The sequence below is a fragment of the Mesobacterium hydrothermale genome (genome assembly GCF_035818635.1).
GTDB lineage: Bacteria > Pseudomonadota > Alphaproteobacteria > Rhodobacterales > Rhodobacteraceae > Mesobacterium_A > Mesobacterium_A hydrothermale.
Window position 1 is genome coordinate 14904 of record NZ_JAYLLH010000025.1, and the last position, 19434, is coordinate 34337.

The window sequence follows — 19434 nt, forward strand, 5'->3', positions numbered from 1 at the left end:
CGCGCCGCGCGCAACGTCAATCTGTCGGGGGATTGGGTCCTTGGCGCCACGCACTGGGTGGGGGCTGATATCGGCGCGGCGCCAAGGGAAGCTATTGCAGCTACAGGGTCATCTATGCCCCCGCATTCCGGCAACAGTACGGAGCGAATGGGGTTTCTTTCGGGCAACCCCACCGACCCGCCCCAAACGCAAAAAGCGCCCCGGTGCGGGACGCTTCGCGGCAGACTGCCGCTTAAGTACCTCGGCACCGGGTACTGGGTGGGGGCTGTGAAAGACCCGGTGCCGAGGGAAGCGTATTGCAGCTACGGGTTAAGTAATGCCCTGCCTTTCTGTCCGCATTACGGAGTCAATCGGGCATGTTTGCGGCTTTTGCGCAAAGCGTGGTTAACACTTCTTAAACACCCTGCCAGCGAAGCTGCCCACGGGGGAAACAGGGATGGGGCCATGTCCGCAACCGCTTACACCGTGGCATTCGAAGGGGTCGAGGCGCGCCCGGTCGAGGTACAGTGCGCCGTCACGCCCGGCCTGCCCGCCTTTGCCATCGTCGGCCTGCCCGACAAGGCGGTGTCGGAAGCGCGCGAACGGGTGCGCGCGGCGCTTTCGGCACTGTCCATCGCGCTGCCGTCGAAACGCATCGCGATCAACCTCTCTCCCGCCGATATGCCCAAGGAAGGCAGCCATTTCGACCTGCCCATCGCGCTCGCTCTGCTGGCCGCGATCGACGTCGTGCCGCAGGACGCGGTGGCCCAGACCGTGGCCCTGGGGGAACTCTCGCTTGATGGGGGCCTTGTGCCCGTCATCGGCGCCTTGCCGGCCGCCATGGCCGCGGCCGAGGAAGACCGCGGCCTGATCTGCCCCCGCGCCTCGGGGGCAGAGGCCGCCTGGGTCGGCGGCACGCAGGTGATCGGCGCCAATTCCCTGCTGGATGTCGTGCGCCATTTCACCGGACAGGCGCCGCTTGCCCCCTGCGAACCGGGCGAGGTCACAGCCCCGCCCCTGACGCGCGACCTGCGCGACGTGAAGGGGCAGGAACGGGCCAAACGCGCGCTCGAAATCGCCGCCGCCGGGCGTCATCACCTGATGTTCGTCGGCACGCCCGGATCCGGGAAATCCATGCTCGCCGCCCGCCTGCCCGGCATCCTGCCGCCGCTGTCGGCGGTCGAGGCGCTGGAAACCTCGATGATCCATTCGCTTGCCGGGTTGCTGGACGAAGGCGGCATTTCCCGCACCCGTCCCTTCCGCGAACCGCATCACACCGCCTCCATGGCGGCCATCGTCGGTGGTGGGCGCGGCGCCAAACCGGGCGAAATCAGCCTCGCGCACAACGGCGTGCTGTTCATGGACGAATTCCCGGAATTCCCCCGCACCGTGCTGGAAACCCTGCGCCAGCCGATCGAAACCGGCGAGGTCATGGTCGCCCGCGCCAACGCCCATATCAAGTACCCCTGCCGGTTCCTGCTGGTCGCCGCCGCCAACGCCTGCAAATGCGGATATCTTTCAGATCCGGCCCGCGCCTGCACCCGCGCCCCGCAATGTTCCGAGGACTACTTGGGACGCATTTCCGGCCCGCTGATGGACCGTTTCGATCTGCGGGTCGAGGTGCCGCCGGTGTCCTTTTCCGACCTCGACCTGCCCGCCAGCGGCGACAGCTCGGCCACCGTGGCGGCGCGGGTCGCCGCCGCGCGCAGGGTTCAATCGGCGCGTTTCAAAGCGACTCAGGACAACCGCACCAACGCCGATGCCGAGGGGCAACTGCTGGAAGACATCGCCCGCCCCGATGCCGCAGGCCGCGACCTGCTGTTGAAGGCCGCCGACCGCTTCGGCCTGTCGGCGCGCGGCTATCACCGCATCCTGCGTGTGGCGCGCACGATCGCAGATCTGGACGGCGACACCGACCTGCGCCGCCCGCATGTGGCCGAGGCGCTCAGCTATCGCCTGACCGCCTCGGCAGAGAGTTGATCCAGTCCGCGACGGCGTCCAGGGTCCGACGTGCTTCCGGCAGGAAGGTATGAAACAGAGGCCAGACATGGGGGTGATCGTGTTCGATGGTCAGCGTTACATCCACACCCTGATCCTGCAACCGGTCTGCCATCCGCCGCGAATCGTCCAGCAGGATCTCTGTATCCCCCACGCAGATCCAGACAGGCGGGGCCCCGGTGAACGGCGCGAACAGCGGGGACACGCGCGGATCGCGCGGATCGGCCCCGTTCAGATACCACTCGGACGCGTCGCCAATGCGTTCGACGGGCAACACCGCCTCTGCCTCGGCATTCTTGACGATGCTGGCTCCGGAATAAGTCATGTCGGTCAGTGGTGACAGTGCAAAGCTGCCCAAAGGCGGCGTCAGACCCTGTCGCAGAACCTCGGCCAGCAGCGACAGCGCCAGACCGCCCCCGGCACTGTCGCCCCCAAGGATCACGCCGCCGGGCCGGTCCATCACCGCGCGGTAAACCGCCAGCGCGTCGTCGATGGCCGCCGGGAACGGATGTTCCGGCGCCTTGCGATACTTCGGCAAAACCGCCGCCACCCCGGTCTTATTCGCGAGGGTCGCCACCATCGCGCGATGGGTGTCGGGGCTGCCAAAGACATAGGCCCCACCGTGAAAATACAGGATCAGCGGCTGGTCAGCCGCCTCTCCCGCGGTCACATGCAGCACTGGCACACCCGCGACGGTGTCACGCCGGAACCGCGCCCCGAACGGCGCACGGAAGAACAGCCGCGACTTGATTTCAAGGCTGCGCCGCATCGCCTGTGCAGAGGTCACCCGGCGCAGATACGTCTTCTCGGTCCACCTGAGCCAAAGGTTCAGCGGCCCGAGAATCACGCTCACGACAGGCGCGCCACGATGGCATCCCAGATCGCGGCGGCGGCGTTGATGCCGTCGAACCGTTCCAGTTCCTGGATGCCGGTGGGAGAGGTCACGTTGATTTCGGTCAGCCAGTCGCCGATCACGTCGATGCCGACGAAAACCTGCCCCTTCTCGCGCAGAAGCGGCCCGATCCGGACGCAAATCTCGCGGTCCCGGTCGGTCAGCTCAACCTTCTCGGGGCGGCCGCCCACATGCATGTTCGACCGGGTTTCGCCCTTGGCTGGCACCCGGTTGATCGCGCCGATGGGTGCGCCATCGACCAGGATCACCCGCTTGTCGCCCTTTGTCACCGCCGGCAGGTATTTCTGCACGATCAGCGGCTCGCGCGAAAACCCGGTGAACAGCTCGTAAAGGGAACTGAGGTTTCGGTCGTTTTCGTCCAGCCGGAACACCCCCGCGCCGCCATTGCCGTAAAGCGGCTTCAGGATGATATCACCGTGCTTTTCCTTGAACGCCCGGATCGTCGCCAGATCACGCGCGATGGTGGTCGGCGGCGTCAGGTCGGGAAAGCTGAGCACCAGCAGCTTCTCGGGATAGTTGCGGACCCAGAACGGATCGTTCACCACCAGCGTGCCTGGCATCAGCCGTTCAAGGATATGGGTCGTGGTGATGTAGTGCATGTCGAACGGCGGGTCCTGGCGCAGCCAGACCACGTCGAACGCCGACAGGTCCACCACCTGCTCCGGGCCAAGCGTGGCATGATTGCCCTTGACCCGCTGCACCGTCAGCGCATGCCCCCGCGCGGTCACCCGCCCCTCGTCAAAGGCCAGGTGATCTGGCGTGTAATAAAACAGCTCATATCCCCGCCCCTGCGCTTCTTCGGCGATGCGGAACGTGCTGTCGGCGTCGATATTGATCGGACCGATCGGGTCCATCTGAAAGGCGATCTTCATGGGGTCCCCCCGGTCTTGCGTCCCCATCTACATGGCGCAAGCAACACCCGGGTTCAATATCGCGCAGCGTGCCCGCCACAAATGCTGTCTGTGCAGCTACGGCCCCACTACGCCGCCAAGGCGTTTTCCAGCACCTGCACCGCACCCCGGGCATCGACCAGTGCCACATCAAACCGCACCGGAGTCAGGCTGCCGCGCGGCAGATGGCCGATGTATTCTGCGCCGGTTTGCAGAATGCGCCCGATCTGGCGACGGGACAGGCTTTGCACCGCCCGGTCGAATGTCGCGCTTTTCTTCACCTCGACGAACACCACCGTATCACCATCGGCAAAGACAATGTCGATTTCCCCGCCTTTCCCGCGCCAGCGATGATCGCGGAATTCATAGCCCTGCCGCAGGTATTGCCGCGCCACGCTGCGTTCGGCGGCCAGCCCCGCCTGATAGGTTTGCGCGCAATGTTGTTCACGTGACATGGCCACCATCCAATCCAGCATTCGTGACCGAACAAAACAGCAAACACCTAACAAATCCTTAACGCCTACGCCCGATCCGCCGCCAATCGCATCGCCAATTGGTAGACCTGCCGCCGCGGCAGGGCGCTGGCCCTGGAGACCACATCGGCGGCGTCGCGCACCGACATGGTCTGCAACGCGTCGCGCAGGGCGGCTTCAAGGTCGTCCACCGCCGACACGCCTGCGTCGGCGCGGTCGATCACCACCACGATCTCTCCCTTGGGCGGGGCGCCGTCATACACCGCCGACAGTTCCGACAACGTCCCCCGGACCGATTCTTCGAACTTCTTGGTCAGTTCGCGACAGACCGCCGCCGCCCGATCCCCCCCCAGAACCTCGGCCGCGTCGGCCAGCATCGCGCCCAGCCGCTTGGGCGATTCGTAAAACACCAGCGTCGCGGGCACCGCCGCCAGTTCGCCCAGCGCCTTGCGCCGCGCCGCCTTGGCGTTGGGCAGGAAGCCGTTGAACAGCACACGGTCGGTGGGCAGCGCGGCAATGCTCAGCGCCGCGGCCAGCGCCGTCGGCCCGGGGGCCGAGGTCACCGCCAGCCCGCCGTCCAGCGCCGCGCGCGCCAGGTCGAACCCCGGATCGGCGATCAACGGCGTGCCGGCCTCGGAGGCATAGGCCACCGATTGCCCGGCTTCCAGCGCCGCAATCAGCCGGGGCCGCGCCTTTTCGCCGTTGTGATCGTGATACGCCACCAGCGGCCGCTCATCCAGCGCGACGCCATGGATGTCCATCAACCGGCGCAGGCTGCGGGTGTCTTCGGCCGCCAGAACATCCGCAGACGCAAGGATATCCAGCGCCCGAAGCGTGATATCGCGCGCATTTCCGATGGGCGTCGCCACCAGGTACAACCCCGGTTCAAGTCTGCTCTTTGCCGGATTCATCTCTGGATCCCTTCCCATTGCTGGCTATTATCGCACCTATCCGCCCGGCGCCCGCCGTGGCCAGAAAAATCGAGGGAGCCCGTTGTTCATGTTTACCCTGCTGTCCACCGCCCGCAAGGCGGCGGCCAAGATCATTGCCGTTGTCTCTGTCATCGGGCTTGCCGCCTGCGATCCGTCGATGATGCCTTCGGGCCCCACCGCAGGCGGGCCGAACATCGACACCCAAAAGCCGGTGCGCGTCGCGCTGCTGCTGCCGAAATCCGACCAGTCCGCCCAGTCGCTGCCGCGCGATCTGGAAAACGCCGCCCGCATGGCGGTGGCCGACCTGCAAGGCGTTCAGATCGACCTTCAGGTCTATGACACCGGCGGCACCCCGACGCAGGCCGCCGCCGTCGCCACCCAGGCGGTCACCGACGGTGCAAAGATCATCATCGGCCCGCTTTACCAGCAAAACGCCGTCGCGGCGAGCCAGGCCGTCGCGGCGTCTGGCATCAACGTGCTGAGCTTTTCCAACAACCCCGAGATCGGCGGCGGCAACCTGTTCGTTCTGGGCGACCTGTTCGACACCCGCGCCAACCGCCTGGTGAATTTCGCGGCCCGGCAAGGCAAGCGCAGCGGCGCGATCATGTACGAAAACTCCACCGGTGGGCAGCTTGGCCGCGATGCCATCGCCGCCGCCGCCGCACGCAACGGCGTGTCGATCGTCGGCTCTGCCGGCTATGACCTGAACGCGCAAAGCCTCAGTTCAGCGATTTCGCAGGTCCGCGGCATGATTTCGCAGGCCGGTGCACAGGCGGTGTTCCTGACCGACAACTGGGACCAGGGCCTTGGCGTCGCGCTGCAACTGATGCCGGAACAGGGGATCGACCCGGCCAGCACCCAATATGTCGGCCTGTCGCGCTGGGATACCCGCCCCGACGGGTTCAACATCCGCGGTGTCGAGGGCGGCTGGTTCACCGTGCCCGACCGCAATGCGCTGGCCAATTTCCAGTCCCGCTTCCAGGCCCAGTTCGGCAACACGCCGCATCCGCTGGCCGGACTGGCGTTTGACGGGGTCGCCGCGGTCGGCGCGCTGATCGGCCAGGGGCGCAGCGATGCCCTGACCGCCGCGGCATTGACGCAAACCGCTGGTTTTCAAGGCACCGGCGGTGTATTCCGCCTGCGACCCGATGGCACGAACGAACGCGCTCTGGCCATCGCGACCGTTCGCAACAAACAGGTGGTAATCCTTGACCCGTCCCCAACCCGCTTCGGCGGCTTCTGAGCAAACCGGTCTGTCTCTGCCGGACGACCTGATCGCCCCGGCAGAGACCATTTTCGATGTCGCGTCCGTCCGCGCCAATGTGTTCGACGCCCTGAGCTCTGACGCCGACGCCCGCGACCAGCGCAAGGCCGTGGTGCAAATCCTGGCCAAGGCACTGCACGACGGGCGCGCTGTCGTCGCGCAGGCGTTCGCCGCCAAACCCTTTGATGCCCGGCCCACGACCCGTGCCTATTCCTGGATCACTGACTGCATCGTGACGCTGGTTTGGGAAGCGGCCTCGACCCATTTCCACCCGCTCAACAACCCGACCGAGGGCGAAAAGATCACCGTCATGGCGGTGGGCGGCTATGGGCGCGGGGAAATGGCGCCGCAATCCGACGTCGACCTGCTGTTCCTGACCCCGTACAAGATCACCCCCTGGGCCGAGAGCGTGATCGAATCCATGCTCTACATGCTGTGGGATCTGAAGCTGAAGGTCGGGCATTCTTCGCGCACGGTAAAGGACTGCCTGCGCCTCGGCCGCGAAGACTACACCATCCGCACCGCGATGCTGGAAAACCGCTTTATCGCCGGCTACGCACCGCTGGCCGGAGAGCTGGAGAACCGGCTCTGGACCGAGCTTTTCAGCGACACCGCCAAGGAATTCGTCGCCGCAAAGCTGGAAGAGCGCAGCACACGCCACCGCAAGCAGGGTGGCCAGCGCTACATGGTCGAACCCAACGTGAAGGAAGGCAAGGGCGGTCTGCGCGACCTGCAATCGCTGTTCTGGATCACCAAGTATATCTACCGCACCGGCGACACCGGCGAACTGGTCCGCCTGGGCGTGTTCCGCCCCGAGGAATACCGCACCTTCGAACAGGCCGAAAGCTTCCTCTGGGCGGTGCGCTGCCACCTGCACCTGCTGGCCGGGCGCCCGACCGAACAGCTGACCTTCGACATGCAGGTCGAGGTCGCGGACCGCATGGGCTATGCTGACCAGAAGGGCCGCCGCGCGGTGGAATGGTTCATGCAGGACTATTTCCGCCACACCACCGCTGTCGGTGACCTGACCCGCATCTTCCTGACCAAGCTCGAGGCCGAAAACGCCAAGGACGCCCCCCTGCTCGCCCGCTTCTTCAAGCGCCAGCGCAAGGTCAAGCCGGGCTATACCGTGGTCCACAACCGCCTTGCGATCGCGAATGAAAAAGACTTCCTGTCCGACAAGCTGAACCTCTTGCGGTTCTTCGAGGAAGGGCTGCGCACCGGCATGCTGCTCCACCCCGACGCAATGCGGCTGGTCAAGGCCAATCTGCACCTGATCGACAACGACATGCGCAAGAACCGCGAGGCGCAGCGCATCTTCCTGGACCTGCTGCTGAAACACGGCAACCCGCACCGCGCCCTGCGCCGGATGAACGAACTGGGGGTGCTGTCGGCCTTCATCCCCGAATTCGAACCGGTCGTGGCGATGATGCAGTTCAACATGTACCACCACTACACCGTGGACGAACACACGATCCAATGCATCTGGAACCTGTCGGAAATCGAACACGGCCACCTGGTCGAAGAACTGCCCGTCGCTTCGACCATCCTCAAGCACGGCGTCAACCGCAAGGTGCTGTATGTCGCGCTGCTGCTGCATGACATCGGCAAGGGCCGGGACGAGGACCACTCGGTCGTCGGTGCCAAGATCGCCCGCACCATCGCGCCGCGCCTGGGTTTGAACAAACAGGAAAGCGCCACGGTCGAATGGCTGGTGCGCTATCACCTGCTGATGTCCGACATGGCCCAGAAACGCGATATTGCGGACCCGCGCACCGTGCGTGACTTCGCCAAGGCCGTGCAGACCAAGGAACGGCTGGATCTGCTGTGCGTGCTGACGGTCTGCGATATCCGCGGCGTTGGCCCCGGCACCTGGAACAACTGGAAGGCCGTGCTTCTGCGCGCGCTTTACCGCCAGACCCGCCGCGCGCTCGAAGACGGGATGGAGGCACTCAACCGCGAAAACCGCGGGGTCGAAGCCAAGGCCCTGCTGCGCGAAAAGCTGAAAGACTGGCCGACGAAGGACCTGCGCGTCGAAACCAACCGCCATTACCCGCCCTATTGGCAGGGTCTGCATGTCACCGCGCATGTGATCTTTGCCAACCTGCTGCGCGATATCGGCGATGACGAGATCCGCATAGACATTCACCCCGACGAAGACCGCGACGCCACCCGCGTCTGTTTCGCGCTGGCCGATCACCCCGGCATCTTTTCGCGGCTGGCGGGCGCTCTGGCACTGGTGGGCGCAAACGTCGTCGATGCCCGCACCTTTACGTCCAAGGACGGCTACGCAACCGCCGCCTTCTGGATCCAGGACGCCGAGGGCGCGCCCTATGAAACCAGCCGCATTCCGCGGCTCAAGGACATGATCCGCAAGACCCTGATGGGCGAGGTCATCGCCCGAGAGGCCATCAAGTCGCGCGACAAGATCAAGAAGCGCGAACGCGCTTTCAAAGTGCCGACCTCGATCACCTTCGACAACGAAGGGTCAGAGATTTACACCATCATCGAGGTCGACACCCGTGATCGTCCCGGCCTGCTCTATGATCTCACCCGCACGCTGGCCAGCGCCAACGTCTATATCGCCAGCGCGGTGATCGCGACCTATGGCGAACAGGTGGTCGACACCTTCTATGTCAAAGACATGTTCGGGCTGAAGTTCCACGCCGAAAGCAAGCAGAAGATGCTTGAAAAACGCCTGCGCGAAGCGATCGAGAAAGGTGCAGAACGGGCGCAGGACTGATGTGACTGGCCTGCTGCTGTCCTGCAACCGGCTTCCCGATGCACGACGACCGCGCTCCGGGAACCGGCAAAACGCGCGCGGGATGTCGGCCCCCTCTCAAGGGCGTCGCATCCCCTCCTCTCGCACCGCGTCGCGCAAGCGCCGTTCCGCGTCCAGCCGGCTTTTGGCCAGCCACTCGCGATAGGCGTGGGTGTTCTTGGCCACCGTCAGCAGCGCCTGCGCCTCGTGCAGCGGCACGACGCCCGCAACCGGCTGTCCGTGCCGCAGGATCTGATACCGCGCACCACGCATCTGCACCCGGTCAAGGGCCTCGCGCAGGTGCGACCGGAACCAGTCGGTGCTGACCTCGGTCAGTGGCGCGGTGTTGAATTCGTTCATGTCCGGTCTCCCTGGCGCTTGCCCGGCCCACACTGGCGTTCTGCGGTTTCCAGGTCCCTACCCCGCCGCGCGTTGCATGGCCCTGCCGGGCACGATCCGCCCGCCCCCCCGGTTTTGTACGGTTCCCGCCGCCAATCGTACGGTGCCCGCCGCGCCCCGGGAAAATCCGCGCAAAACGCCGCGAAATGCCCGCTTTGGTACGGACCGCCCGTACGCCTTGTACGGCAAGCCCGTACAACTGCCCTTCCCCGGCCCCGGTTTCTGCTCTAATCGGGGGAAAACGGCAGGCCAGACACATGAAACCCATCCGCCTCATCTCCGGTGTGCTCACCGTTGGCTTCTGGACCCTGATGAGCCGGGTTCTCGGCGTCGTCAGAGAGGTCATGATCCTGGCCTTCATCGGCCCCGGCCCGGTCATGGATGCCTTTGTCGCCGCCTTCCGCCTGCCCAACATGTTCCGCCGTTTCTTTGCCGAAGGCGCGTTCAACGCCGCCTTTGTTCCAATGTTTTCAAAGAAGTACGAAGGCGACGAAGACCCGCTGATCTTTGCCCGCGACGCGCTGAACGGGCTGGCCTTCGTGCTGATGATCCTGACCGGTCTGGCGCTGATCTTCATGCCCGCGCTGGTCTGGGCGACCGCTGGCGGCTTTGCCGCCGACAGCCGGTTCGACCTGACCGTCGGCTTCGGCCGCATCGTTTTCCCCTATATCCTGTTCATCTCTTTGGCCGCGATGTTTTCCGGCGCGCTGAACGCCACCGGCCATTTCGCCGCGGCCGCAGCAGCACCGGTTTTTCTCAATATTTTCGTGATCTTAGCCATGACCGTCGCGGCCTGGCTTGGCGGGTCGACCATCACCGCGCTGATCTGGACGGTCCCCTTGGCAGGGGTCGCGCAACTCGCCTTGGTCTGGGTTGCCGCAGATCGCGCCGGGGTGCGCATCCGCCCGGGCCGTCCCCGCTGGACGCCGGATATGAAACGGCTGGTGATCGTCGCGGTTCCCGCCGCGCTCGCCGGGGGCGTGATGCAGGTAAATCTTCTTGTGGGTCAACAGGTTGCCAGCCATTTCGACAAGGCCGTGGGCTGGCTCTACGCGGCTGACAGGCTCTATCAGCTGCCGCTGGGTGTGGTTGGCATCGCCGTGGGCATCGTCCTTTTGCCCGACTTGTCGCGTCGTCTGAAGGCGCAAGACGACGACGGCGCCCGCCATGCCTTTTCCCGAGCCGGGGAACTGTCGCTGGCGCTGACCATCCCCGCCGCCGTCGCGCTGGTCGTGATCCCGCTGCCGCTGGTGTCGGTGCTGTTCGAACGCGGCCAGACCACGTCGGATGACAGCGCGGCCATCGCCGTCGCGGTTGCCATCTATGGACTTGGCCTGCCGGCCTTTGTCTTGCAAAAGGTTTTGCAGCCACTGTTTTTCGCGCGAGAGGACACCCGAACCCCGTTCCGCTATGCGGTCTGGGCCATGGTCCTGAACGCGGCGATTGCCATCGGCATGGCGCCGGTGATCGGCTGGATCGCCTCGGCCATCGCCACCACGCTGGCGGGCTGGGCGATGGTTGCCATGTTGGCCGTCGGCGGCCGCCGCTATGGCACCGTGGCGCGGTTCGACGGGCGGTTCCGAACCCGTGTCTGGCGGGTCTGCCTCGCCTCGGGGATCATGGGCGCGGCGCTTTGGGGTGCGATGCTGGTGCTTGGCCCGGTCTTCGGCATGGGCGGTCTGCGGTATCTCGCGCTGTTGGTGCTGATCGGCTTTGGCATCACGGTCTATGCCATCGCCGGGCAACTGACCGGCGCCTTCCGCCTGTCGGAATTCCGCCAGGCGCTGCGCCGCCGTCGCGCCTAGCCGCGGTTGCGCAGGCGCGACACGATCCGCGCCCAGCCCCCCGGGATCAGCACGATCCCAAGGGCAAAGCCGGTGACGAAGCCGCCGATATCAGCCACCCAGTCGAAACTGGGGGTCATCCCGCCCATCAGCGTGGACATCAGTCCAAACACCAACTGGATCCCCAGAAGCATGCCGATCAGGCTGAACGCGCGGGCCTGATGCGCGCCCATCTGGCCCAGCCTCAGCCAAAGGATATAGGTGAACACCCCGATCAGCCCGTAGATCGGCGGAAACGCCCCCAGCAAGGGCGCGCGGGTGTCGACGAACACACCATAGGCCAGCGCCCCGCCGATGGCCGACAAGACAAACACCACCAGTGTGCGCACCGGGCCCAGCACCTCGGCCACAATCTTGCCCAGTGCCAACAGCATCACCCCGGCAAAGATCGCGTGGGTCAGCGAGCCGTGCACGAACGGATAGGTGACAAACCGGATCAGGTGTTCCGCCGGCCACTGCCGGGTCTGGATCATCCAGTCGAAGACTTCGGCAGAAAAGGCGTATTTCTGCACCGCAGCCAACCGCCAGCCCACCGCCTGCGGGCCGCCGACGATCCCGGCCGCGCCCAGCGAAAACGCGGCCTCGATCCCGACAACGATCACGAACAACGCTACGATCACCGGGGGCAGCGGATTGACGGGGCTTTCTGCTTCGGGGCTGCGCATGTCTTGGCCTTTGCTTGACGGGACTTGGCCCCATGGGTAAGCCACCGGGACCGAATATTCCAGACGGAGATACCGACATGACCGAGGGGGTCCAAACTCCTCCTGCCAACGCAGGTTTCACACCGCGCGTCTTTTCCGGCATCCAGCCTTCGGGCGGGTTGACGCTTGGCAACTATCTTGGCGCGATCAAGCGCTTTGTCGACATGCAGGACCAGGGCATCGAGACCGTGTATTGCATGGTCGACCTGCACGCGATCACCGTCTGGCAGGACCCGGAGGCGCTGCGCCGCCAGACCCGGGAACTGGCCGCGGGCTATATCGCCTCGGGCCTTGATCCGGAAAAGTCGATCCTGTTCAACCAAAGCCAGATTTCCGCCCATGCCGAGCTTGGCTGGATCTTCAACTGCGTCGCCCGCATGGGCTGGATGCAGCGTATGACCCAGTGGAAGGACAAGGCGGGCAAGAACAGCCAGAACGCGTCACTGGGCCTGTTTGCCTATCCGTCGCTGATGGCGGCCGACATTCTGCTGTATCATGCCACCCATGTGCCCGTGGGCGAGGATCAGAAACAGCACGTCGAACTGACCCGGGATATCGCCGCCAAGTTCAATCACGACTACGGCGTCGATTTCTTCCCGATGCCGGAACCGGTGATCGAAGGCGCGGCAACGCGGGTGATGTCCCTGCGCGACGGCAGCAAGAAGATGTCGAAGTCCGACCCGTCGGATGCCAGCCGGATCAACATGACCGACGATGCCGACGCCATTGCCCAGAAGATCCGCAAGGCCAAGACCGACCCCGAGGCGCTGCCGTCCGAGGTCGATGGCCTGGAAGGCCGCCCCGAAGCGCGCAACCTGGTCAATATCTACGCCGCCCTGTCGGGGCAGAGCGTGGACCAGGTTCTGGCAGAGGTCGGCGGGCAGCAGTTCTCGGCGTTCAAGCCGAAGCTGTCTGATCTGGCGGTGGAAAAGCTGTCGCCGATCTCGGGCGAAATGGCCCGGTTGATGCAGGCCCCGGACGAGATCGACGCGATCCTGCGCAAGGGCGCTGACCGCGCCCGCGCGATTGCACAGCCGATCATGGACCGGACGCTGGAAATCGTCGGGATGGTGCGCTGAGCCTGACCGAAGGCCCCGGGGCCGCGGCGGCGCGCGCGCCGCTGGGTGAGCGAAGGTGTGATTTGCCGCGCAACCTGTGCTAGGCTTTGGCGATGGACCCTGTCACCTTTGGTTTCTACGCAGCCGTTTGCGCCGTGCTTGGCCTGCTTGCGCCGGTGTTGCGGTCGCCCCTGATGCGCCTGATCATCGGCGCCTTCGTGGGGATCGCAGCCGCGGCACTGTTGCCGACGCTGCGGGGGATGACCGGGCTGTAACCTTACTTGCGCCGCAGCGTGCCGCCATATGCGATGGTGGGGGTCAGCTCGATTTCCTTTTCGATCTCGGCATCGGGATTGTCGACCCGCGCGGCGATGATCTGAGCCGCCTTGCGTCCGATTTCTGTACGGCAGGCATCCATCGTCGCCAGTTTGCGCGGCAACCCGTCCAGCAGTTCGACCCCGTTGAACCCGGCCAGACCGATTTCTTCGGGAATTTTCACGCCTTTTTCCAGCAGGTACAACAACCCGCCGGCGCCAATCATGTCGTTGGAGTAATACAGAAAATCCAGCTCTGGCGTGCGGTCCAGCATGTCGCGCGTCATTTCCCGGCCCTTGGCCAGGGCAGAGCCCCCTGAATAGAATTCCTGGTCCATGATCTCGACCCCGTTCTTGGCCAGCGCCTCGGTGAAACCTTCGAACCGTTTCCGGGCACGGTGGTCCAGCGGCATCTTGGTGCCCATGAAACCGATGTTCTGGAACCCGGCCTTGAGGATCGCCTTGGCCATCTCGCGCCCGGCGCGGCGGTGCGAAATGCCGACCATGGAATCGATCGGCGTGCCGTCGACATCCATGATTTCAACCACCGGAATGCCACTGGCCTTCAGCATCGCGCGCGAGGCGTCGGTGTGTTCCAGCCCGGCAATGATCACGCCGGATGGACGCCATGACAGCATCTCGTAAAGGACTTTCTCTTCCTTCTCCGGCAGGTAATCGGTAACCCCGACAACCGGCTGCAGGTCGGTTTCTTCCAGAACGGAACTGATGCCCGACAGAACCTCGGGGAAGACCATGTTGCGGAAACTGGGGATGATCACGGCGACAAGGTTGACCCGCTGACTGGCCAGCGCTCCCGCAATCTTGTTCGGCACGTAGCCCAGCGCCTTGGCTGCTTCCAGCACCTTTTCCCGCGTGGCGGGCGACACGTCCCCGCGATTGCGCAGGACCCGGCTGACCGTCATCTCGGAAACGCCGGACGCTTCGGATACATCACGCAGGGTCAGCGGGCGGGTGTCGTCATGGGCCACGGGCATGTTCCTCTTTTCCGGGAGTACATGAACGTTACCGCAAGCATTCACGTGCGCACAAGTGTCTGCAACGCGGGAATGACGCGGAAAAATTATTCACTTGAGGATGACAGTCGGCGCGAAGCTGTCTAAACCAGCCTCGGGGTCCCGTGGCTCAACTGGATAGAGCAGCCCCCTCCTAAGGGGCAGGTTGCAGGTTCGAATCCTGCCGGGATCACCATGCACCCATGCGGGTGTCAGAGTAAGCGCAGACTTGGGATCAACCGGTCAACAATTCACCGCTTCCACCGGCCCTTTCAGGCATATCGCGAAACTTCGGCAAATCGTCCTGCATCGAGAGCACACGTTCGCCATAGTTTATGTGCATGGTCGGCCAGAAACTGAAATCTGTCAGCACACCTCCGAAAATGTCATACATCCGTGCCTTTGGAAGGAACGTACACACAGCGCCACCACAAACCTGGCAACTGAATTTTCCGCCTTCCGCATGACCCGTTATTGAGAAACGGTGCAGCTTTTCTGTTCCGCTCAGAAACTTTACCCGGTCTTCCGGCCACAAAACGCAGGCGGTGACCGGTTGCCCCGACCATCGCCGACAACTTGTGCAATGGCAAAGGCACTGGATCGCCGGGTCGCCCTCGGCAACGAGCTTGACATGCCCGCAATAGCAACTCGCATTGTGCTTCATACGCCCAAACCCGCTGTAGTCTTCGGAACAAGACAGGCTTAGCAGACATTCCGTCGGCGTTCACCATCCATCACACTGGGTTCAAAGCGGTCCCCCGACTGCGCGACAACGAACAACAAGGTTCCGGCGGCGGCAAAGGACGGCAGTCAGGGTTCAGGTTCGGGAGGCCTCGAAACGGGTCCAGGCTTCTTCGAAGGCTTCGAAGTCGAACCCTTTTGTGCGTGCAGGCTTAAGGATCAGCTTTTCCGTTTGCAGCAGCTTTTCGATGGCCGTTTCCAGATCGGGGATGACGTCGGGCGGGATCACAAGGCCACCGTGCCGGTCGGCATGGATCAGATCGCCGTCGCGCACCTGCATTCCCATGATCGTGACCTGCGTCCCGATTTCGCGGACATGGACAAAACCGTGGCTGGGCCCGATCGCGCCCGCCACCACCGGAAACCCATCGGGCAAGTCGCCAAGATCGCGCATGACGCCGTTGGTCAGCGCGCCTGACAGGCCAAATCCCTTGTGCACGGTTGTGTTGATCTCGCCCCAATAGGCGCCGATGCAGTTGGGGTAATCCATATCCTCGACCACAGCGACAGCGGGGCGCGGCCCCTGTGACATGTGGCGGTAATAGTTCATTCGGCGGGCCCTGATCACGTCGGACGGCTCGGTCGGTGGCGCAAGCGCCGCGATGCGGGCAGTGCGTGCAAAGCCAACCATGGCCGGGGCCTTCGGGGCCGAAGCCAGCATCGTGCCACGGGTAAAGTTGGCAAAGCCGCGTTTGCCCTGGGCCACCTCGATGGCGTTGCAGACGGTGGGTGTATCGACCCGGCGCAGCAGGGTCAGCAAGCTTTCGTTCATGGTCTCTCCAGCCAGTGGCACAGGGCCTGTGTTGTCTCGGTCGGTTTTTCAAGGGTCGGCAGGTGCCCTGCCCCGTCGATCACGCTTAGCGTGGCATTGGGCAGAAGTTCTTGCATCAGGGTATGACGGTGGAGCGGGCAAAGCCTGTCTTCGCGCCCGCAAAGCACGAGCGCCGGGCCGCCGAAGCTGCGCAGGGTGTCGCATTGGTCTGGCCGGTCGCGCAAGGCACAGGACTGGTTGACGAAGACATCCGGCCCCAGACCCAGCGCCATATCCATGCAAAGATCAAGGAGTGCCGCCCGGTTTGGCCCGTCGGCCATATAGTGCGGCTTCATTTCGTCGCGCATGACCTCTGCCAGTTTGCCCGCGCGGACGCGGTCGATCTGCGGGCCGCGCCTTGCCTTGACCTCTTCGGTTTCAGCCAGCGGGTTGGTGTCGAGCAAGGCAACGCGGTCAACCCGCCCGGGCGCCTGCCGGATTAGTTCCATCGCCAGGATACCGCCCATCGAAAGCCCGATCAGGGCGAACCGGTCGGGCAATTGCGGCAGCAACTGCGCCGCCATAGCCTGCATCGTGCTGTCCTGCGCAGACAAAGGTGCCGTACCGCCCAAGGCAGTGATCTGCGGGCCAAACAGCCGGGCGTCGCACATCATGCCCGGCAGGTAGATCAGCGGCAGCGTCATCCGGCCAGCGATGCCCCCTCTGCCAGCGCGCCCAGCTTGGCATAGGCGATTTCCGGATCGACCGCGCCAAACCCGGCAAAGGTGCCAAAGCCGCAATCGCTGCCCGCGATGACGCGATCCGACCCGACGATATCGGTGAACCGCGCGATGCGTTGTGCCACCAGTTCAGGGTGCTCGACAAAATTCGTCGTGGTGTCGACGACGCCTGGCACCAGGATCTTGTCCTCTGGAATATCGTCCTTGCGATCTCGGAAGACCGTCCATTCATGGCCATGGCGCGGGTTCGATGTTTCAAAAAGCACATAGCGTGCTTTTGCAGACATCAGCGTGTCGAACATCTTGGCCATGGGAATGTCGCAGACATGTGGGCCTTCGTAGTTGCCCCAGCAGATGTGGATTCGCACCCGGTCTTCCGGAGTGTCCTGCAAGGCGTGGTTCAGCGCCTCGACATGACTGGCTGCAACCTTGACGAATGCCTCGTCCGATAGGTCGGTGAACAGCATGTGCCGCGACAGGGCCAGGTCGGGGCAGTCCAGTTGCAGGTCCAGCCCGCTGGCCACGATGGTTTCGTATTCCGCCTTCATCGCGTCAGCCAGCGCCGCCAGATAGGCGTCGCGCGTCTTGTAGAAATCGTTTTGCAGGAACAGGGAAATCACCCCCGGCGATGCGGCGTTCATGAAACCACGCGCGATGCCGTGATCCGTCATCGCCGCCCTGAGATTGGCAATGTCCTTTTCCAGTTCGCCTTGCCCTTTCGACCGGACTTCGCCCACGCACATGGGGCGCGCATATTGCGGGGTGCCGCCGCTGGCCGCGATGCGTTGCAGGAAGCTGGGAAAAAGCTTCAGATCGGCCGGGGCGTTGCGCGGGCTGTCGCCATCAAAGCCGGTGTAACGGTCCTTGACGTAGGTGGCATAGCTGATCTTCGAAGTCTCGCCATCGCTGACGATATCGACTCCCGCCTTGGCCTGTCTGGCGACCGTGTCGGATACGGCGCGGGTCATGCAGGCGTCGAAAGCGGCCTGGTCATAGGGTTCGCCCCGTTCACGGGCAAAGATGAAATCGACCACGTCCTGTGTGCGCGGCAGGGATCCGACGTGAGTGGTAGGAACGGGCATGGAAAGCTCCTAGAGTTTTCGGGCCATCAAGACGCTGTGGCGATCGGTTTCCGGGTCTTCAGACAGAAAGCCCGTCAGAATCAGTCCATTGTCTTCGAGACAGGCGGCATAGTCGGCGGGCGACAGCGATGCGTGGTAGACGGGTTCTCCTCCGACGGTGCCTTGCACCTCTCCGGCGGCGGGGCCAACGGTCAGCAACAGGCTTCCGCCGGGTTTGAGATGGGACCCGATCCGCGCAATCACATCGCGCTGTTCGGGCCCGGTCAGGTGAAAGAAGCTGTCCCAGGCAACGATCCCGTCGAACCTTTCCGGCAGGGCAAAGTCGCGCATGTCGCCTTGCCGCCAGTCGCCCGAGGGCCATCTGCTGCGTGCGATGTCCAGCATGGCGATCGAAAAATCCAGACCGGTCAGGGCAAACCCTTCGGACAGGAACCAGCGGGCAATCGGCTCGCCGGCCCCGCAGCCAAGGTCCAGCACATGGCCGTTGGCCGGCAGGCACGCTGCGAAACGGGCCAGCCAGCGCGCCTCGAACAAGGCGCGCGATCGCTGCGCGTCGTAGACTGCCGCCTGCCGGTCATAGACGTCCTGAATATCCTCTGGTCGTGCCTCTATCCCTGCCATGTCAAACCCGCAGGATCGTCTGTTGCCACGATGTGATACATCGCCGCCTCTCCGGTCATGGACGGGACGGCGGAATGGGCAAGGTTTTCCGGCACAGACATGGTATCGCCAGGCGCAAGCGTTGCCTGCCCGCCGTCCCACGTCACGCGCCAATGCCCCTTGACCGGCATCAGCACCGAAGGACGGTCATGGCTGTGTCTGGCCTCGGACGCGGAGGCACGGGTCATGAAATCAACCTCGAAGCCGGGTTTGTCCTTCAACAGTCCGGTCTCGCCGATCACCTTGCAGGGGCGCCTGTCGGCCAGGGCGACCATATCCCAGTAGCGCGCGACATGGTTCGGCAATACCTCGGCCGTTGTGGGCTCGGGCCGTTTGGCAAGTTCGGCATCGCTCATCAGCGGCATGGGTGCCACCCCGTCGGGCAGGCGCTGTTGTTTCTTGGTGTCGTAGAGCTTGCCATCTTCCCCCAGAACAAGCCCGTGATCTGCGGCGTCCTCGATCACTTGCGGGGCCCACATGACCCCGCCCCCGGCATCATCGCCACCAAGGATGGCCATGATCATTCCGTAATCAGTGCCGATGTTTTCGAACCCGCGGAAGATGCCGGTGGGAATATTGAAGATGTCGCCTTCTTCCAGAACCACCTCTCCTGCGGTGCCCCAGCGGCCCCAGAAAAACCGCCAGCGCCCGGACAGGACGAAAAACGCCTCTGCCGTGCGGTGATCGTGCAAGCTGTTGCGGCATTTGGGGGGTTGCCCGGCAGCGCCGATGTTGAAGCCGTGCGGAATGGTGATGTGAACGTGCTGATCGGGGGATTCGGACACCCCGCCGCCGATGATGGTAAAGTTTTCCTTCTGGTCAGAGCCGGGGGTGTGCGCGTCGATGAAGGCGGTCTTGCACGGTTGCAGATCGCCATAGCGCACGATGCGGGAGTTCATGTCTTGCGGTGTCATTGTC

At 64.1% G+C, this 19434-nt stretch carries 19 protein-coding genes and 1 tRNA gene; 7 read left to right on the forward strand and 13 right to left on the reverse strand.

What is annotated here, in order from left to right:
* The first annotated feature begins 444 nt into the window (after nucleotides 1-444).
* A complete protein-coding gene (locus VK792_RS15070; RefSeq protein WP_326298508.1) occupies nucleotides 445-1959 on the forward strand; it encodes a YifB family Mg chelatase-like AAA ATPase in 1515 nt (504 codons plus the stop codon).
* Here the strand turns inward: VK792_RS15070 and VK792_RS15075 are convergent.
* The 4 genes from VK792_RS15075 to rsmI all read right to left on the reverse strand — a co-directional run bounded on the left by VK792_RS15075 (nucleotide 1925) and on the right by rsmI (nucleotide 5164).
* Nucleotides 1925-2830, reverse strand: coding sequence for an alpha/beta hydrolase (locus VK792_RS15075; RefSeq protein WP_326298510.1), 906 nt, complete (start codon nucleotides 2828-2830; stop codon nucleotides 1925-1927). The two genes, VK792_RS15070 and VK792_RS15075, sit on opposite strands and share 35 nt — an antisense overlap.
* Complete coding sequence (gene gshB, locus VK792_RS15080) at nucleotides 2827-3762, reverse strand: glutathione synthase (RefSeq protein WP_326298512.1); 936 nt, start codon at nucleotides 3760-3762, stop codon at nucleotides 2827-2829. The genes VK792_RS15075 and gshB overlap by 4 nt, the downstream gene beginning before the upstream one ends.
* A 107-nt stretch (nucleotides 3763-3869) precedes the next feature.
* Nucleotides 3870-4235 carry a YraN family protein gene (locus tag VK792_RS15085; protein ID WP_326298513.1) on the reverse strand — a complete coding sequence of 122 codons (366 nt, stop codon included), beginning with the start codon at nucleotides 4233-4235 and terminating at the stop codon, nucleotides 3870-3872.
* 65 nt (nucleotides 4236-4300) lie between these two features.
* Complete coding sequence (rsmI, locus tag VK792_RS15090) at nucleotides 4301-5164, reverse strand: 16S rRNA (cytidine(1402)-2'-O)-methyltransferase (RefSeq protein WP_326298514.1); 864 nt, start codon at nucleotides 5162-5164, stop codon at nucleotides 4301-4303.
* Nucleotides 5165-5252: 88 nt separating this feature from the next.
* Here rsmI and VK792_RS15095 point away from each other — a divergent pair, with 88 nt between their 5' ends.
* Complete coding sequence (locus VK792_RS15095; protein ID WP_326298515.1) at nucleotides 5253-6428, forward strand: penicillin-binding protein activator; 1176 nt, start codon at nucleotides 5253-5255, stop codon at nucleotides 6426-6428.
* On the forward strand, nucleotides 6394-9192 hold the full coding sequence (locus VK792_RS15100) for a [protein-PII] uridylyltransferase (protein ID WP_435404863.1): 2799 nt from the start codon (nucleotides 6394-6396) through the stop codon (nucleotides 9190-9192). The genes VK792_RS15095 and VK792_RS15100 overlap by 35 nt, the downstream gene beginning before the upstream one ends.
* Nucleotides 9193-9288: 96 nt before the next feature.
* On the opposite strand, the gene VK792_RS15105 is transcribed toward VK792_RS15100, so the two are convergent.
* Nucleotides 9289-9570: a hypothetical protein gene (locus VK792_RS15105; RefSeq protein WP_326298516.1), complete on the reverse strand. Its 282-nt coding sequence runs from the start codon at nucleotides 9568-9570 to the stop codon at nucleotides 9289-9291.
* Between the two features lie 296 nt (nucleotides 9571-9866).
* Between VK792_RS15105 and murJ the strand changes: the two genes are divergently transcribed.
* Nucleotides 9867-11414 (forward strand): murein biosynthesis integral membrane protein MurJ, encoded by a 1548-nt coding sequence (gene murJ / locus VK792_RS15110; protein ID WP_326298518.1) that lies wholly within the window; start codon nucleotides 9867-9869, stop codon nucleotides 11412-11414.
* On the opposite strand, the gene VK792_RS15115 is transcribed toward murJ, so the two are convergent.
* The gene (locus VK792_RS15115; RefSeq protein WP_326298520.1) at nucleotides 11411-12118 is read right to left on the reverse strand and encodes a rhomboid family intramembrane serine protease; all 708 of its coding nucleotides are present in this window, start codon (nucleotides 12116-12118) and stop codon (nucleotides 11411-11413) included. The genes murJ and VK792_RS15115 overlap by 4 nt on opposite strands.
* Nucleotides 12119-12195: 77 nt before the next feature.
* Here VK792_RS15115 and trpS point away from each other — a divergent pair, with 77 nt between their 5' ends.
* Together trpS and VK792_RS15125 are read left to right on the forward strand one after the other, a co-directional pair.
* Nucleotides 12196-13236: a tryptophan--tRNA ligase gene (trpS, locus tag VK792_RS15120; RefSeq protein ID WP_326298522.1), complete on the forward strand. Its 1041-nt coding sequence runs from the start codon at nucleotides 12196-12198 to the stop codon at nucleotides 13234-13236.
* A gap of 92 nt (nucleotides 13237-13328) precedes the next feature.
* Nucleotides 13329-13490, forward strand: a complete 162-nt coding sequence (locus VK792_RS15125; RefSeq protein WP_326298524.1) for a hypothetical protein — start codon at nucleotides 13329-13331, stop codon at nucleotides 13488-13490.
* Between the two features lie 2 nt (nucleotides 13491-13492).
* Here the strand turns inward: VK792_RS15125 and VK792_RS15130 are convergent, their stop codons facing one another.
* Entirely contained in the window at nucleotides 13493-14518 is a 1026-nt protein-coding gene (locus VK792_RS15130) for a LacI family DNA-binding transcriptional regulator (protein ID WP_326298526.1), read from the reverse strand.
* A gap of 143 nt (nucleotides 14519-14661) precedes the next feature.
* Between VK792_RS15130 and VK792_RS15135 the strand changes: the two genes are divergently transcribed.
* Nucleotides 14662-14738 (forward strand) — tRNA-Arg (locus VK792_RS15135).
* A gap of 39 nt (nucleotides 14739-14777) precedes the next feature.
* Here VK792_RS15135 and VK792_RS15140 read toward each other — a convergent pair.
* From VK792_RS15140 to VK792_RS15165, 6 genes are all read right to left on the reverse strand, one after another.
* Entirely contained in the window at nucleotides 14778-15206 is a 429-nt protein-coding gene (locus VK792_RS15140) for a GFA family protein (protein WP_326298528.1), read from the reverse strand.
* 153 nt (nucleotides 15207-15359) lie between these two features.
* Nucleotides 15360-16055, reverse strand: a complete 696-nt coding sequence (locus VK792_RS15145) for an RraA family protein (protein WP_326298529.1) — start codon at nucleotides 16053-16055, stop codon at nucleotides 15360-15362.
* Nucleotides 16052-16738: an alpha/beta fold hydrolase gene (locus tag VK792_RS15150; RefSeq protein WP_326298531.1), complete on the reverse strand. Its 687-nt coding sequence runs from the start codon at nucleotides 16736-16738 to the stop codon at nucleotides 16052-16054. The genes VK792_RS15145 and VK792_RS15150 overlap by 4 nt, the downstream gene beginning before the upstream one ends.
* Entirely contained in the window at nucleotides 16735-17856 is a 1122-nt protein-coding gene (locus VK792_RS15155; protein WP_326298533.1) for a cobalamin-independent methionine synthase II family protein, read from the reverse strand. Before VK792_RS15155 ends, VK792_RS15150 begins: the two co-directional genes overlap by 4 nt.
* Before the next feature lie 9 nt (nucleotides 17857-17865).
* Nucleotides 17866-18477 (reverse strand): class I SAM-dependent DNA methyltransferase, encoded by a 612-nt coding sequence (locus tag VK792_RS15160; protein ID WP_326298534.1) that lies wholly within the window; start codon nucleotides 18475-18477, stop codon nucleotides 17866-17868.
* Nucleotides 18465-19430, reverse strand: a complete 966-nt coding sequence (locus VK792_RS15165; protein WP_326298536.1) for a cupin domain-containing protein — start codon at nucleotides 19428-19430, stop codon at nucleotides 18465-18467. Before VK792_RS15165 ends, VK792_RS15160 begins: the two co-directional genes overlap by 13 nt.
* Between the last annotated feature and the right edge of the window lie 4 nt (nucleotides 19431-19434).